The sequence below is a fragment of the Acidovorax sp. T1 genome, assembly GCF_002176815.1.
Taxonomy (GTDB): Bacteria; Pseudomonadota; Gammaproteobacteria; order Burkholderiales; family Burkholderiaceae_C; genus Acidovorax.
In genome coordinates, this window is the sequence record NZ_CP021648.1 from 2,514,611 (window position 1) to 2,529,231 (window position 14,621).

General features: G+C 64.3%; 13 protein-coding genes and 3 tRNA genes. 13 read left to right on the plus strand and 3 right to left on the minus strand.

Features of this window, described 5'->3' with window-relative positions; all coding sequences use genetic code 11:
* Positions 1–13 precede the first annotated feature (13 nt).
* From CCX87_RS11775 to CCX87_RS11785, 3 genes are all read right to left on the minus strand, one after another.
* Positions 14–106 (minus strand) — tRNA-Leu (locus CCX87_RS11775).
* A gap of 154 nt (positions 107–260) precedes the next feature.
* Positions 261–336 (minus strand) — tRNA-Gly (locus tag CCX87_RS11780).
* Positions 337–521: 185 nt separating this feature from the next.
* A tRNA-Cys gene (locus CCX87_RS11785) sits at positions 522–595 on the minus strand.
* Between the two features lie 849 nt (positions 596–1,444).
* Here CCX87_RS11785 and CCX87_RS11790 point away from each other — a divergent pair.
* The 13 genes from CCX87_RS11790 to CCX87_RS11850 all read left to right on the plus strand — a co-directional run bounded on the left by CCX87_RS11790 (position 1,445) and on the right by CCX87_RS11850 (position 14,496).
* Positions 1,445–2,197 (plus strand): hypothetical protein, encoded by a 753-nt coding sequence (locus tag CCX87_RS11790; protein ID WP_033972340.1) that lies wholly within the window; start codon positions 1,445–1,447, stop codon positions 2,195–2,197.
* Positions 2,198–2,315: 118 nt separating this feature from the next.
* On the plus strand, positions 2,316–2,528 hold the full coding sequence (locus CCX87_RS11795; protein WP_009459729.1) for an AlpA family transcriptional regulator: 213 nt from the start codon (positions 2,316–2,318) through the stop codon (positions 2,526–2,528).
* A 42-nt stretch (positions 2,529–2,570) separates the two neighbouring features.
* Entirely contained in the window at positions 2,571–3,446 is an 876-nt protein-coding gene (locus tag CCX87_RS11800) for a ParA family protein (RefSeq protein WP_033972342.1), read from the plus strand.
* Positions 3,430–3,678: a hypothetical protein gene (locus CCX87_RS11805; RefSeq protein WP_019726333.1), complete on the plus strand. Its 249-nt coding sequence runs from the start codon at positions 3,430–3,432 to the stop codon at positions 3,676–3,678. The genes CCX87_RS11800 and CCX87_RS11805 overlap by 17 nt, the downstream gene beginning before the upstream one ends.
* Positions 3,671–5,335 (plus strand): ParB family protein, encoded by a 1,665-nt coding sequence (locus CCX87_RS11810; RefSeq protein ID WP_033972343.1) that lies wholly within the window; start codon positions 3,671–3,673, stop codon positions 5,333–5,335. Before CCX87_RS11805 ends, CCX87_RS11810 begins: the two co-directional genes overlap by 8 nt.
* Before the next feature lie 15 nt (positions 5,336–5,350).
* On the plus strand, positions 5,351–5,911 hold the full coding sequence (locus CCX87_RS11815) for a DUF2857 domain-containing protein (protein ID WP_033972344.1): 561 nt from the start codon (positions 5,351–5,353) through the stop codon (positions 5,909–5,911).
* 3 nt (positions 5,912–5,914) lie between these two features.
* Complete coding sequence (locus tag CCX87_RS11820; protein WP_033972345.1) at positions 5,915–7,141, plus strand: STY4528 family pathogenicity island replication protein; 1,227 nt, start codon at positions 5,915–5,917, stop codon at positions 7,139–7,141.
* A 318-nt stretch (positions 7,142–7,459) separates the two neighbouring features.
* Positions 7,460–8,239 carry a PFL_4669 family integrating conjugative element protein gene (locus CCX87_RS11825; protein ID WP_033972347.1) on the plus strand — a complete coding sequence of 260 codons (780 nt, stop codon included), beginning with the start codon at positions 7,460–7,462 and terminating at the stop codon, positions 8,237–8,239.
* Positions 8,236–8,763, plus strand: coding sequence for a DUF3158 family protein (locus CCX87_RS11830; RefSeq protein ID WP_009459718.1), 528 nt, complete (start codon positions 8,236–8,238; stop codon positions 8,761–8,763). The genes CCX87_RS11825 and CCX87_RS11830 overlap by 4 nt, the downstream gene beginning before the upstream one ends.
* 72 nt (positions 8,764–8,835) lie before the next feature.
* Positions 8,836–9,276, plus strand: a complete 441-nt coding sequence (locus tag CCX87_RS11835) for a single-stranded DNA-binding protein (RefSeq protein WP_024008204.1) — start codon at positions 8,836–8,838, stop codon at positions 9,274–9,276.
* A 280-nt stretch (positions 9,277–9,556) separates the two neighbouring features.
* Entirely contained in the window at positions 9,557–11,569 is a 2,013-nt protein-coding gene (locus tag CCX87_RS11840; RefSeq protein WP_033972349.1) for a DNA topoisomerase III, read from the plus strand.
* Between the two features lie 519 nt (positions 11,570–12,088).
* Complete coding sequence (locus CCX87_RS11845) at positions 12,089–13,696, plus strand: DNA cytosine methyltransferase (protein WP_033972351.1); 1,608 nt, start codon at positions 12,089–12,091, stop codon at positions 13,694–13,696.
* A gap of 242 nt (positions 13,697–13,938) precedes the next feature.
* A complete protein-coding gene (locus CCX87_RS11850; protein WP_023103929.1) occupies positions 13,939–14,496 on the plus strand; it encodes a hypothetical protein in 558 nt (185 codons plus the stop codon).
* Positions 14,497–14,621 lie beyond the last annotated feature (125 nt).

Sequence of the window (14,621 nt, forward strand, 5' to 3'; positions counted from 1 at the left end):
GATTGAATCGTAGTGGTGCCCCGAGCCGGGGTCGAACCGGCACGCCCCTTTTCAGGAAAGCGGCGGATTTTAAGTCCGCAGTGTCTACCAATTTCACCATCGGGGCGCCGGCTGCGCAACGCACACCTGCGTCACAGCGTAACCCGGGCCGCGCGGACACGCAATGCCCCTGCCTTATCCGATGACGGCAATGCCAGCACAACATCCAGCCAATCGCCATCACCAAGAAAAAAGGGAAGCCGAAGCTTCCCTTGCATATCTGGAGCGGGAAAAGAGTCTCGAACTCTCGACCTCAACCTTGGCAAGGTTGCGCTCTACCAACTGAGCTATTCCCGCATTTACTACCGCACTCCGTTGTCGCCTTCAGTGCGCATCAGCAAGTCTCAAATTATAGCGTTATTTTTTGCCTTCTCAGCAATTTTGAAGAAATTTCGAAAAATCTTCGCCAACCAGTCGTTGAGCCAACCCAACAAAAAAGGCCCCGAAGGACCTTGCTGCATCGGATTCAACCAATGGTGTTCTGGAGGCGCGGTCCGGAGTCGAACCGGACTAACCGGATTTGCAATCCGGGGCATAACCGCTTTGCTACCGCGCCAGAAAAATCACTTTCCTCTGACAAAAAAGGGAAGCTGATGCTTCCCTTTTTGGAAATTGGAGCGGGAAACGAGACGTGTACTAGGACAGTAAGTCGTTGTTTCCCAAACACTTTCTTCGTTGGGCTGGCCAGCGAAGACCTCAATTGTAGCCTTGTTTTTCGTCCTCGGCAACAAATTCGTCCAAAGAGTTCCACAGACGTCCAAAGAGCTGCACTCAGTACACCAGACCCACGATCGGTACATCGTCGTAGGCGACTGCCTCGAACTCATCATCCACGCCCGGTTGTCTGCCCCGCATCCATCATCGCGAAGACGATCAGGCAGATGGTTCTGGTGATGGCACAGGTCGGATTCCACCTGGGAACGCCTGCACCACAACTCACAGGCGACCTTCTGCTCAAGCTCCTTTGAAAGAACGCGCACGCTGGCCACCGCGTTTCCGCACACGATTCTTTGTCGATATATCAGGATGACGGGGCAAGCATGACAGATGCGGGTTTGCTGCGTCCGGCTGGACATTCGACGACGATTGCGGCCCCCTCACGCCTCCTGAGACCGCTGGCATATCAGGTCATACCTAGACGGTTTTGCAGAAACCGTAACTTCTCACGACCCTGATAGCGTGAGCGTCACTGTCGAGCCTACGTCCCGATGCTCGACCTTCTAATCGATGAATTTTTGCACATCGAGCACACGACGACTACCAGTTGCGCGAACTGGTGAGAAGTATTCAAACCACATGACGAAGCGGCCTTAGGTGCCCACTTCCTGCACAGACGACAGGCCGACCATGAGGTCGGTGACAAAGGAGTCGGTCATGTAGTTCTTCTCCTGGAAGGAGACGGAGCATGCACGAGAACAAGAATGATGCACCAACATCAAAGGTGTTCTATCGCCCGATCGAAGCGTCCATCCGCTGGGCCGGGCTGCTGCGATACGAGCAGGTGATCCTGGCTTCGATTTCGTCGCCAAGGCGCCTGCCGCAGTCGTTGGACTGCCCACGTTGTGCCGAGCTGAGGCTTTGCACCGAACGTATCTTCGACGGCATCCTCAATGGAGAACTGCCCTTCGGGCAGAACGGCATCACGACGCGCGATTCCACGCTGATCGACTCCCCTGATCTGACGGTGCGTCACGTCGATCTGAAGCGCTGGATGCGACAACACTATCCCGAGCAACGACCGGGCTTCCTCTTCTCCCGAAGCGAGCGCATCGCCCATCCCTTCATCTCGCTGGAAACTGGGCAGGCGATGCTAGTCGAGCGCCTGGCCCTGAAGTCCACCTTGGACCAGTACAAACGCCAACTGCATGAGTTGCAGGAAAAGCACGGGGCGCTTCTCAAGCAGATGGCGCCCTCTGCTGGCGCACAGTGCCTGATCAGTGATCGCGCCGAAGCCACCTACCTGAACATTATCGGCAGCATGCTGGACCTGATGCTCGGCCAGTCGCCTTCGGGCGTGCCGTACTCCAGCTTCAAGACTCAGGAGGCGGTGGTTAGTGCATTGGTCGCCCATCACAGCGGCGCAATGGGGATCGCGGAGCGGACGCTAAACGGCAAGTTCGCCACGGCCAGACGCCGGCTGCGTAGCGCGACAGTCTGAGGTTTTCCATCTTGTATGTGCAATCGCGGAGATTGCATTTGCAATGTCTTTTCCCATCCATGTCTATTGAATGGAGGTCACGCCAACAAACGCCACTGAGCGTTCAGGAGTGACCGCCATGTCGCAAACACCTGCACTGCCCGCAAGCGAGCGCCGCATCCTGCGGCTTGATGAAGTCGAAACCAAGTCGGGTTTCAAACGCGCCCACATCTACAACCTGATGCGCAAAGGCCTGTTCCCGAAGGCGCTGCGCCTGGGCGTGCGCGCGGTCGGCTGGGACTCCATCGAGATCGATCAGTGGATCGCCGAGCGCGTCAACAACCGGGCCTGACCCGTTCTCCAGCGGACTTCCCATCCTCACACGGAGAACGCCATGCAGGTCGTATCCATCATTTCAACAAAAGGTGGCGTCGGCAAGACCACCACGGCCGCGAACCTCGGCGGGCTTGCCGCCGACGCGGGGCTGCGTGTGCTACTGCTCGACCTCGACGTGCAGCCCACCTTGTCCTCGTACTACGAGCTAGGCCACCGCGCACCTGGTGGCATCTACGAGTTGCTGGCCTTCAACGAGCGCGACCTCGGGTTGCTTGTGTCCCGCACGATCGTCGCGGGCCTGGACTTGGTGCTCTCCAACGACCACCGAGGCGAGCTGAACACCTTGCTGCTGCACGCGCCGGATGGGCGCCTGCGGTTGCGCCATCTCTTGCCGGTCCTGGCGCCTCTCTATGACCTGGTACTGATCGACACCCAAGGCGCGCGATCGGTGCTGCTGGAGATGGCGGTACTCGCCTCCAACCTCGCGCTGTCGCCCGTGACCCCGGAAATCCTCGCGGCGCGCGAGCTGCGGCGCGGCACCATGCAGTTGCTCGAAGACATTGCGCCCTACCGGCACCTGGGCATCGAGCCTCCACCTCTGCATCTGCTCATCAATCGCGTCCACCCTGTGTCAGCCAATGCACGGCTGATCCAGCAGGCCCTGCGCGATCTTTTCCAGGACCATGCCGGCATCCGCGTGCTGGCCACCGACGTGCCGGCCATCGAGGCGTATCCGCGTGCAGCTACGCGCGGATTGCCAGTGCATCGGGTCGAATACCGCCAGCCGCCGAGCAGAGTCGCCCCCGCCGCGCTCGACACCATGCGCGGCCTCGCAGACGAACTATTTCCGCAATGGCGGCACCGATTTGCCATGGTGTCCGGCCGTCCGCCACACCCTCTTGATGCCGGGAGGTCCCATGGCGAACGCACATGAGCTTGCCCGAGGCCACAAGCGGCTTCGCGCCCTGATCGAGTTCGCGGTTGGCGAAGGTTGGCACGTCAAACGCACGCCTGGCGGCCACCTCAAGTTCACCAAGCCTGGCTGCGCCGCGATCTACACCAGCTCGACGGCCAGCGACCACCGGGCGACCCTGAATGCCCGTGCGCAAATCCGCCGCGCCGAGCGCGAGGCCCGATACCAAGCGCAGGGAGGCGGCCATGGCTGAGGTCACCTCCCAGCAGATGGCTGGCAAGCTGCTCGCGGCCGGGTTCGAGCGCAGCGGCCCGTCAGCCTCGACCTTGAGCGACCCGATCGCCGACACACCCATGGTCGTGACCCTAGATCAGTTGCGCCCCTACGACCACGATCCCAGGAAAAAACGCAACCCGGCCTACGAGGAAATCAAGGCGTCCATCCGCGAGCGAGGTCTGGACGCGGCGCCGGCCATCACTCGCCGACCAGGTGAGGATCACTACATCATCCGCAACGGCGGAAATACGCGGCTGGCGATCCTGCGCGAACTATGGTCAGAGACCAAGGACGAGCGGTTTTTCCGTATATCGTGCCTGTTCCGGCCGTGGCCCAGCCGCGGCGAAGTCGTCATGCTGACCGGCCACCTGGCCGAGAACGAATTACGCGGGGGCCTCACGTTCATCGAGCGCGCCCTCGGCGTCGAGAAGGCACGCGAGTTCTACGAGCAAGAAAGTGGCACTACCTTGAGCCAGTCCGAGCTGGCCCGCCGCCTCGCTGCCGATGGCTTCCCGGTACAACAGTCGCACATCAGCCGCATGAACGACGCGGTGCAGTATCTCCTGCCCGCGATCCCCACCGTGCTCTATGGCGGCCTCGGTCGCCATCAGGTCGAACGCCTGTCGGTCATGCGCAAAGCCTGCATGCTCGCGTGGGAGCGCTACGCCAAGGGCCGCTCCCTGGTTCAGGACTTCCACGAATTTTTCCAGGAAGCGCTGTCGCAATTCGACGTCCAGGCCGACGAGTTCTCCGCGCAGCGCGTACAGGACGAGCTGATCGGCCAGATGGCCGAGTTGCTGGGTGTCAATTACGACGTGCTCGCCCTGGACATGACCGAATCCGAGAGCCGGCAGCGCGCCTTGATCAGCGACCCAACGCCGCCCTCGACGCCGCCTGCGTTGCCGGAGCCTGAGTCGGAAACCATCGCGCGCCCACCTGCCAACACCGCGCCACCCACCGCAGGGGCTGCATCGGCAGCGCCGCCTGCAGGCCAACCTGCGGCAACGCCTTCGACGCGCGAGAGCGACACGGATACCAGTCAGGCGGGTCCGGCCAGCCCTGCGGCGGGGAGCGATCTGCTTCGGGAACACATCGTCTCGCCAGCACCGACGACCGAACGGCTCCAGTCCATCCAGCGCATGGTCGCCGATCAGTTGGGCGATGCGCTGCCTCCCGACTTCTCGGCGAGCGTCTTGCAGTCCATCCCCGTGCAGGCTGGCGGGCTCTATCCGATCTCCGATGTCTGGTACATCGATCCCGGCTTGGATACTGCCGAGCGCTTGCGCATCCACATCGCACAGTTCGCCCGCGAAATCGCGAGCGAGGCAGACCTGGACGAGTGCATTGATGACCGTGCAGAGGGTATCGGTTTCGCCTGCCGGGCCCGCACCCAAAGTCCGGCGCCGCTGGGCCGTTCCGTCCTCGCATTGTTGGCGTGCCTGGCCGGTCAGCGGCCCGCCGACGTCGGTCTGCACGACGGGCAAATCGTCATCGACCTGCCGGCGTTGCTGCACGGCCAGGGTGATGCGGCCCAGCGATTGAGCGACACCGCGCTGGTCAAGCTGTTCCGGCTGCTGCGGCTGGCCCGGCGCCTGCTCGATCTTGAAGCCGGCGCTGCGGACCTTGGAACGTGAGCGAGGGAGGCCAGCATGTCCGCACCACACCCACTCAACCAGGCCGTCATCGCCCAGGCCCTCTATGACCTGCGCAATGGGCAACTGCGCCGGTGCAAACTGATGGGGTTTGGTGAGGAAGAACTGGACGCCCTCAAGCATCCCGCGCTGATCAGCGTGCTCGCCAACGCCAACGTCTCCTGGTGCTCGGTGACGGTGAACCGCGAAGTGCTCCGGCGACTACTCAAGCAGGCGCAGGACGTGGAGAAGGAAATCGCCACGGTCGATCGCATGCTCAGGCTGGGTGCGAGCACCGAGATGGTCAGTCGGTTCTATGGCCTGACCCACCAGGAGGTGGCGCTTCGCCGCGAAATCCTCGGCCTGCCCAAGCGCAAGGGCCGCCACCCCGTGCTGGACGAGAAACAGGACACGGATCTGTGGCGGCAATGGAAGGCCGTGACCGGCAGCAGGAATGTCGATCTCGAAGACGAAACCTCCATTCTCGACGCCGCCATGGACTTGGCCGAAGCCATGTCGCTGCCTCTGTCGGTGGTCTGGGCCTCGATCAAGAGCTGGGTCGATCAAGGATTGGGTTGAGCCATGGCCGTGGACGACACCGCACCACGCCGTGGCCCCGTCGCACTCGCGGACCTGTTCGACGCCGCCTTGAAAGACCTCGTGCCCAAGCCCAGTGCGCCAGCACCTATGCCTGCGCCGACGCCCGCCACGTCCGGCGATGCCTTCCTCTTCAGCGGCAACCGGCATGAGACCGTGCCGCGGCGACTGTTCCTCGACCGTCGCCTGACGCCGCTGGAGCGCAACGCCTGGCAGGTGTTCCGGCTGATGCTCAACGACGATGGCGTGACAGCCTTCCCGACGTATGAGCAGCTTCGACCCTGGCTGGCATCGATGCCATGCGCCGGGCAGGCCTCGCATGAAACCGTGGCCCGAGCGTTGACGCTGTTGCGCCTCACCCGATGGTTGAGCCTGGTGCGGCGACGGCGTGACCCCAAGACCGGCCGCATCCTCGGCAACCTCTACGTTCTGCACGATGAACCGCTGACGCCCTTCGAGGCCATGCAGCTCGACGCCGACTACCTGGCACTGGTCAGCCAGTCCCTCGGCCATTCGGCCAAGGCCGTCCAGATGGTCGGCCTGAACACCCTTAAGGAGATCGCGGAAGATCCGCTGCTCTCCGGGCGCACATTGCCGTCGCGGCTGCAGGTTCTGGCAGAACGCCTCGCCAGCCAAGGCATCACGGCCGCCGCAAGTTATCCACAGGAGGACGCCGCCCACGATTCCGAAGAAGGAGCATCGAGCCTTCTTCGGAATGCGGATGACCCATCTTCGGAATCCGAAGCAGGGGCGAAACCCGTGCTAAACGCCTCTCTTCGGAATCCGAAGATGGCCCGTATAGTACGTAGTAGTCGTATTAATGAAGTACGTACTACCGCGCAGGCGCGCGCGCTGGGCGATCTGCAATGGCCCAAGCGCTTCACGGAACTGAAGGCAGAGCAGCAGACAGGTGCCAGGGTGGCATTGCAGCAGGTTGATGCCGCGCTGAGACAGGCCGTGCTGGACGAATGGGCCACACGATGCAGCAGTCATGGCATCCGCAATCCTGCGGGGTATCTGTTCGGCATCATTCAGCGCGCCATCCATGGCGAGTTCAATGCCTGGGCCAAGAAAGACGCGCCATCGGCATCCGTCCCGCCAAACGAGCGACCACCACCAGCACCGCCACCTCAGCCGCAGGGTAAGCCAGTGCCGCCAGAAGTCGCCAAGCAGCACATCGAGCGGCTACGCAATCTGCTCGCCAGCAAGTGAGTCGGCATGCAAGGCGGTGAAACTAGATGCCCATGGCCGCCAGTAGAGCTATCCCCTGGGGATAGTTCCGCTGCTGGGCACAACGCCAAGCTGTCGCAGGCCTGGGATCGACCATCTGCCGCAGCATCGGCGTTGCCCCCCCTGATCCCGGCGTGCAGCGTTCGTTGGCGCTCCATGGAGCTATCCCCTGGGGATAGCTCGCGCCGCATGCAACCGCCACGCCCTAAACCGGGGCCCGCCGGGATTCGGATTCTTGACTGACTGCCTTCCGCTTCCTGTCGAAGCTGGCCGCTCCTTTTCCAACAACGAGCGGACACCATGGCAACCAATGAACCTCTGCAACTGAATCTCGGCTCCCTGCGCAGTGCGATGTCGCTGACCCTGCACACCCATCACGCTTCCCGCATCTGGCATGGTCGCGCCGCCGCCGAGGGGCGACCGGGCATCGTCGGCCTGAATGGCTATATCGCCCAGATGAACAAGATGCGGCGGGGCTCGGAGCAGGACGATCCGTACTCGGACTGGTGGATGCTGCGCATCGAGGACAAGCTCGACCACACCAAGGTCACGCTGCAATCGCTGCGCGAGCAGGTGGACCAGGCGCTGGCGAGTGTGCCGCCGGCGCTCAGCCTGGGCGAAAACCTGAACGTGCAGCCGGTCAAGCTCCCGCTCTTCGTCAACGCGCAGCTCGGCTTTGCCGCGGTCTATCTCCTGGCCGACTACGACGACATCGCCCGCAAGCTGATCCTCGCCCATCACACCGCGCTCATTGACCGCATCACCTTGGAACGCTGGCTCAACGAGGGCGCACATTCACTGCGCAGCCTGTTCTCGCTGGCCCAGCAGTATCGCTATTCGGGCTGCACACGCGATGACTTCGCGTCGAAGAATGCCGCAGCGCGGGCAGCGCTGGAGAAGTATGGCGAACTGCCGCAGGACGTGCTGGAAGGCACGCGCCGGTCGAAGTTTGCGCCGCCCATCGTGCGCCGTGGCCTGCAGCAGCGCGGCGACGGTCCTGCCGAAGCATCACTGCCCGGCGATGAAACCACCACCGCAGAGTCGCCCGAAGCCGCAGCCGGCGAGGACGAGCCGGCATGAGCGATCCGAACCCACCGACCCGCTACTTCCGAGGCCTGCAACAGGGTGCCTTCATGCGGCTGGAACACGCGGCCTATCTAAAAGGCCTTTTAAAGCCTTTTAAGGGTAAAGGGGACTTCGAGGCCTGGGCCAGCCAGTGCTTCGCCATGCGCGACGAGTTGATTGCCCTGGCACAGCGACAGGTGCTGGAGCAGGCATGCGGGCACCCCTTCCACCTGCTGCCCATCGAACTGGCCCAACAGACCACTGGCGCAGGAACCGTCTTCTTGCGCTGGCGCAGACACGACAGATCGGCCATGGGCGTGGCGCTGTGGCGGGAGCTGGTCGCCAGCAGCAGCACACCCGTCAACCTGCTGGCCGACCTGCACGCGATCGAGCTGCAGCGCATCACGTTGAACATGCAGATCAGCCTGCTGCACACCCTGGGCAGGCAGGCGCAGGAATGCGCCAGCAAGGCGGCCGAGGCGGACGACGCCTACCTGCGCCGGCTCACGCCCATTCCCGCCGCAATGCGCGATCGGTGATTGCGCCGGGCATCCAGCACGCTCCCGGCGCCGACGAGGCACGGGTATTTCAACCACCACGGAGATCACACCATGAGCACGCATTTTTCCGGCGAAGGCAACATCGGTTCGCCACCGGAGTACCGCGAATTCCCCAACGGCAACGACGAACCCAGCCGCCTGCTACGCCTGAACGTCTATTTCGACAACCCTGTGCCGAAGAAGGATGGCACGTTCGAGGACCGGGGCGGCTTCTGGGCGCCGGTGGAAATCTGGCACCGCGACGCCGAGCACTGGAAGGACCTGTACCAGAAAGGCATGCGCGTGCTGGTCGTCGGCCGCATGGAGCGCGAACCTTGGACGGACAACGAGGATCAGCCGCGCGAAACCTGGCAAATCAATGCGCGCAGCGTCGGCATCCTGCCGTACCGCATCGAGTCCGTGGCCCTCAGTCCGAAGCCGCAGGAGGCAGAACCGAAGCCCCAGGCCGCTCAAGAATCGACCGCGCCGAAGGAGGCGAAGCGCAGGAAGTGAACCGGCATGGAGGGCGGCGGCCGCAATGCTTCGCCGCCCTCCATGCGCTCGCGAGCTATCCCCAGGGGATAGCTCCACCAACGTCCACCGACTTCCACGCGCTCCCGCAAATCGCGGCTTCCGGTCCGCACACCTGCGGCCACGCGCCACCCCGCCCAAGCCATTCCATTCCGTGAAAGCGGTCGCCGCTGCATGCGGCTTGTTTGCTGCTGCCCCAGGTGGCGCTCGGCATCCTCGATTCCAGCAACTCCATGAACAACGGGAATCGGGATGGACGGACATGCGGCTGTTCTTGTGCGAGAAGCCCTCCCAGGGCAAAGACATTGGCCGGATTCTCGGTGCCACGCAGCGCGGTGAAGGCTGCCTCAACGGTTCCGGCGTCACCGTCACCTGGTGCATCGGCCATCTCGTGGAAGCCGCAGCGCCCGAAGCCTACGACGAGCAGTTGAAGCGCTGGTCCATCGAGCAGTTGCCCATCATTCCCCAGCATTGGCGGGTCGAGGTCAAACCGAAAACCGCCACGCAGTTCAAGGTCGTCAAGGCGCTTCTGGCGAAGGCGACCCAGCTTGTCATCGCTACCGATGCCGACCGCGAGGGCGAGTTGATCGCGCGCGAGATCATCGACCTGTGCGGCTACCGCGGCCCCATCGAGCGGCTGTGGCTGTCGGCGCTCAACGACGCATCCATTCGCGCCGCACTCGGCAAGCTCCGGCCATCGGCCGAGACCTTGCCGATGTACTACTCGGCGCTGGCGCGCTCTCGGGCGGACTGGCTCGTCGGCATGAACCTCAGCCGGTTGTTCACGGTGCTGGGGCGGCAGGCCGGCTACGACGGCGTGCTGTCGGTCGGTCGCGTCCAGACCCCGACGCTCAAACTGGTCGTGGACCGGGATCGCGAGATCGCAGCCTTCGTGTCCGTGCCGTACTGGGCCATCGACGTGTCCCTGTCCGCTGGCAGCCAGGCTTTCACCGCGCAGTGGGTTCCCCCGAAAGCATGCACCGACGACGCCGGCCGCTGCCTGCAGCAGCCCATCGCGCAGCACGCCGCGCAGCAGATCCGCGCCGCGGACAGCGCCCAGGTGGTGGCGGTCGAAACCGAGCGCGTGCGGGAAGGCCCGCCGCTGCCGTTCGACCTGGGGACCTTGCAGGAGGTGTGTTCCAGGCAGCTTGGGCTCGATGTGCAGGAGACCTTAGACATTGCTCAGGCCCTATACGAGACGCACAAGGCCACGACGTACCCGCGCTCCGATTCGGGCTACCTGCCCGAAAGCATGTTCGCCGAGGTGCCAACGGTCCTCGACAGCCTGGTCAAGACCGATCCCTTGCTGCGACCGATCATGGACCAGCTCGACCGCACTCAACGCTCACGCGCCTGGAACGACGCGAAGGTGTCTGCTCACCACGGCATCATCCCGACGCTCGAACCGGCGAACCTCTCGACCATGAGTGAGAAGGAACTGGCAGTGTATCGGCTGATCCGGGCGCATTACCTGGCGCAATTCCTTCCTCACCACGAGTTCGACCGCACTGTGGCGAACCTCTCCTGCGGCCAGCAGACGCTGGCGGCCACCGGCAAGCAGGTCGTCGTCAAGGGGTGGCGCCTGGTGCTGGCCGAACCGCAATCCGAGGAGGATGGCGACCCTGCGGCGCGCAGCCAGGTACTGCCCGCGCTGCGCGAGGGCCTGGCATGTCAGGTGGCCGACGTCGATCTGAAGGCGCTCAAGACGCTGCCCCCTCGGCCCTATACGCAGGGCGAGTTGGTCAAGTCCATGAAGGGCGTCGCCAAACTGGTCTCGGACCCGCGCCTGAAACAGAAGCTCAAGGATACGGTCGGCATCGGCACCGAAGCGACGCGGGCCAACATCATCAGTGGCCTGCTGACGCGGGGCTACCTCATGAAGAAGGGCCGCGCCATCCGCGCCTCGGATGCGGCCTTCACCCTGATCGACGCGGTGCCCACAGCGATTGCCGACCCAGGGACAACCGCCGTCTGGGAACAGGCGCTGGACATGATCGAAGCTGGACAGCTCACGCTGGACGTATTCATCGGCAAGCAGGCTGCATGGATCTCACAGTTGATCGCGCAGTACGGCAGCACGTCCCTGTCCATCAAGGTTCCCCACGGACCGCCTTGCCCACAGTGCGGCGCACCGACGCGCCAGCGCACCGGCAAGAGCGGCCCATTCTGGTCGTGCAGTCGCTACCCCGACTGCAAAGGCACGCTGCCGGTCGAATCCGGCACGTCCAAGCGTGGTGCCTCGCGCCCGCGCCGCAGCGGCCGCAAAGGCTCCTGACCGACCCCGTTCCCCGTGAGCCGTGCCCGCCATCGGCGGCGCGGCCTGTGTTCCGCACGCCCTGCGGGACGCCCAGCGCGCAACGCCTTCTTGTCCGTGTGCGCGTCCCGCTTGGTCATCCCCGGCCGCGGGACCTGAAGGTAGCTTCTCCGCGAACCGCCTCCTGCGCGTTCTGCTGATCTGCATTTCCCCCGCCTCTGCGAAGGGTCCCCCGGTGGCTTGCCAAGCTGCGCGAGCCACCCGGAGACCCTTCGTGGTCAGCGGTATTCGGTGCCGGTGCCCGCCGGCGCAAAAACGGGCTCCCTTTGTGCGCGGATGTGCGCCAGACGATGCCGGCGCGAACCACGACATGCGCCGGGTGTGATTGCTGATGAGCAGACGGTTCTAGCGACGACCGGGCCTGCACCAGCCCACGGGTGGTTCTGTCCTCCCGAGCCGAAGGCCGCAGGGCCTTCGGCGCCTTTCTCCTGCCTATCAACGTCCCGGCCCGCCCCGGGCCACACGAACAGGAGACCCGACATGAACCCGCAACCTTGCACCCTTCGCGGTGCACCCCAGGCCGCGCCACTGCTGTACGGCAGCGTGTGCAGCGGCATCGAGGCCGTGAGCCTCGCATGGCAACCCCTCGGCCTCAAAGCCGCGTGGTTCGCCGAGATCGAGCCGTTCCCGAGCGCCGTGCTCGCCCACCGTTACCCCCATGTGCCCAACCTGGGCGACATGACCGCGATCGCCCGTCAGGTGCGCGCCGGCACCGTGCCGGCGCCCGACATCCTGGTCGGCGGCACGCCGTGCCAGTCGTTCAGCGTTGCCGGCGCGCGCCAGGGGCTGAACGACCCGCGCGGCGCCTTGACCCTTGCCTATGTGGAGCTTGCAAATGCCATCGACCAAACCCGCCACCAAGACCGCCGCCCGCCGGCAACGCTCGTCTGGGAAAACGTCCCCGGCGTCCTCAACGACCGCAGCAATGCCTTCGGGCATTTCCTGGGAGCACTGGCCGGAGAAAGCCGTGCGCTCCAGCCGCCAGGGGAAAAATGGGCGCACGCTGGTTGTGTGTCTGGACCCCGCCGCCGCATCGCCTGGCGCGTGCTCGACGCTCAATATTTCGGTGTCGCCCAACGCCGCAAGCGCGTGTTTCTTGTGGCATGTGGTGGTGATGACCTCGATCCCTCCGAAGTACTTTTTGAGCGCACAGGCCTGCGCGGGGATTCTTCTGCGGGCCGTGCGCCGTGGCAAGAAGCTGCCCGCGCTGCTGGACCGGGTGCTGCAGCAGCAGGCGGATACGCAGGATTCGCTGGACTGAACCAGCCCTACGGCAAGGTCACGACGACGTTCGGATTCAGCGGCGGCATTGGCCCCGTCGATGTTGCGGCATGCCTGATGGCCGCGGGTCCCAAGCACGACATCCGCACCGAGACGTTCATGGTGCAGTCCATCGCCGGCAGCATCGCCCACACCCTCGACACCGCCAACAACGGCAAGGGCAGCAGCGAGGACGGTACGGGAAAGGGCGTGCCGATCATCGCCTTCACCGCCCAGGGCAGCGGCGCGGACGCCACGATCGAACTGACGCCGACGCTGCGTGCCGGCGGGCATCGCAACAGCCATGCGAACGCAGGCGTCGTGCCCGCCATCGCCTTCGCGCAGAACAACCGCGGCGAAGTGCGCTTCGAGTCGGGCCATGGACAGGTGTCTTGCACCGTCCTGTCCAACGGCAAGCCGGGCTACGGTGTGCCGATGGTGGCCTGCGTTGCCCTGCGGGGACGGACGCAGGGTCTTGCCGCCGAACTGGGCGGAAGCGTTGCGGCGGCGTTGCGTACCAGCGGCGGCGGCGCAGACAAGCCCCATGTCCTGGCCCCCGACTTCGAGGCACATTTCCGCTACGACTGGAATGAATCCGGTGCAGCGGACTGGTCGCAATGGCGGGTGCGGCGGCTGATGCCCATGGAGTGCGAGCGGCTGCAGGGCATGCCCGACGACTACACGCTGATCCCCTATCGCGGCAAGCCTGCCGCAGACGCTCCGCGCTACAAGGCGATTGGCAACTCCATGGCCGTCCCGTGCATGGCTTGGCTGGGCAACCGGCTGGTGCAGTGCCTGCACAAGACGGACTCGACCGCTTCGGATTGATCGACGACGCAGCCTGCCGGCCGCGCCATTCTCCCCCTGCATTGCCGATGTATCGGCAGCAGCCCGCAGCCAGGGTGTCAAGGCTGCCGTGGGTTCCGCCCACGCCACCCACCAGTTCGCTTCGGCATCTCACCGGCGAACGCTGCCCACCGGGGCACCGATGCCTCCTTTCTCCAACCCACGGGATGGTCGCCACGTCCCGTCAGGGGCATGTCGCCACCCGGTCGATTTCAGGACTTCCCATGGACACCATCACCAAGCAAGACCGCATCACGCTGAAGAACCTCAAGGTCGCCGACTTCGCCAGCGAGGAAACGCTGTGCTTCACCGCGACCATCGTGTTCGACGGCACTCCCATCGCCGAGGCCCGCAACGACGGGCATGGCGGCTCGACATTCCTCCGCGCGCTCAATGGCAAGACGACGCTGCTGGCTCAGGCCGAAGCCTTTGCCAAGGGCTTGCCGCCTGCGCCGCTCGATCTAGGTCAGGAGGGTGAAGACCCTCATTACATCGACATGACGCTCGACTTCCTGGTCGATGAACTGGCCGATGCCATGCACGCGGAGCGCAAGGTGCGAGCCGCCTTCAACCGCGACATCGGCAACAAGGTGCTGTTCATCAAGGACGGCAAACTGCTGTTCATCAAAGGCATCAAGCTCAAGGCTATCGCCGACCGCAAGGCGTACTTCGCGTCGCTGCGCACCAGGCAGGCCCAGCCCATCGTCATCCTCGCCGAGCTTCCGCCCGAGCGGGCATTCGACCTGTGGAAGCAGCATGTCCTGGGCGACAAGCCCGATTGACCCAGCGCCACCGCACCCTCCTGACAGCCCCGTACTCGATGCGGGGCTTTTCTTTTCCGGTGCTCATCAATCGGGGCTGGGCCGAATGCCGTTTTCCAACTGACGCGACGCAGCCCTCGCACGAA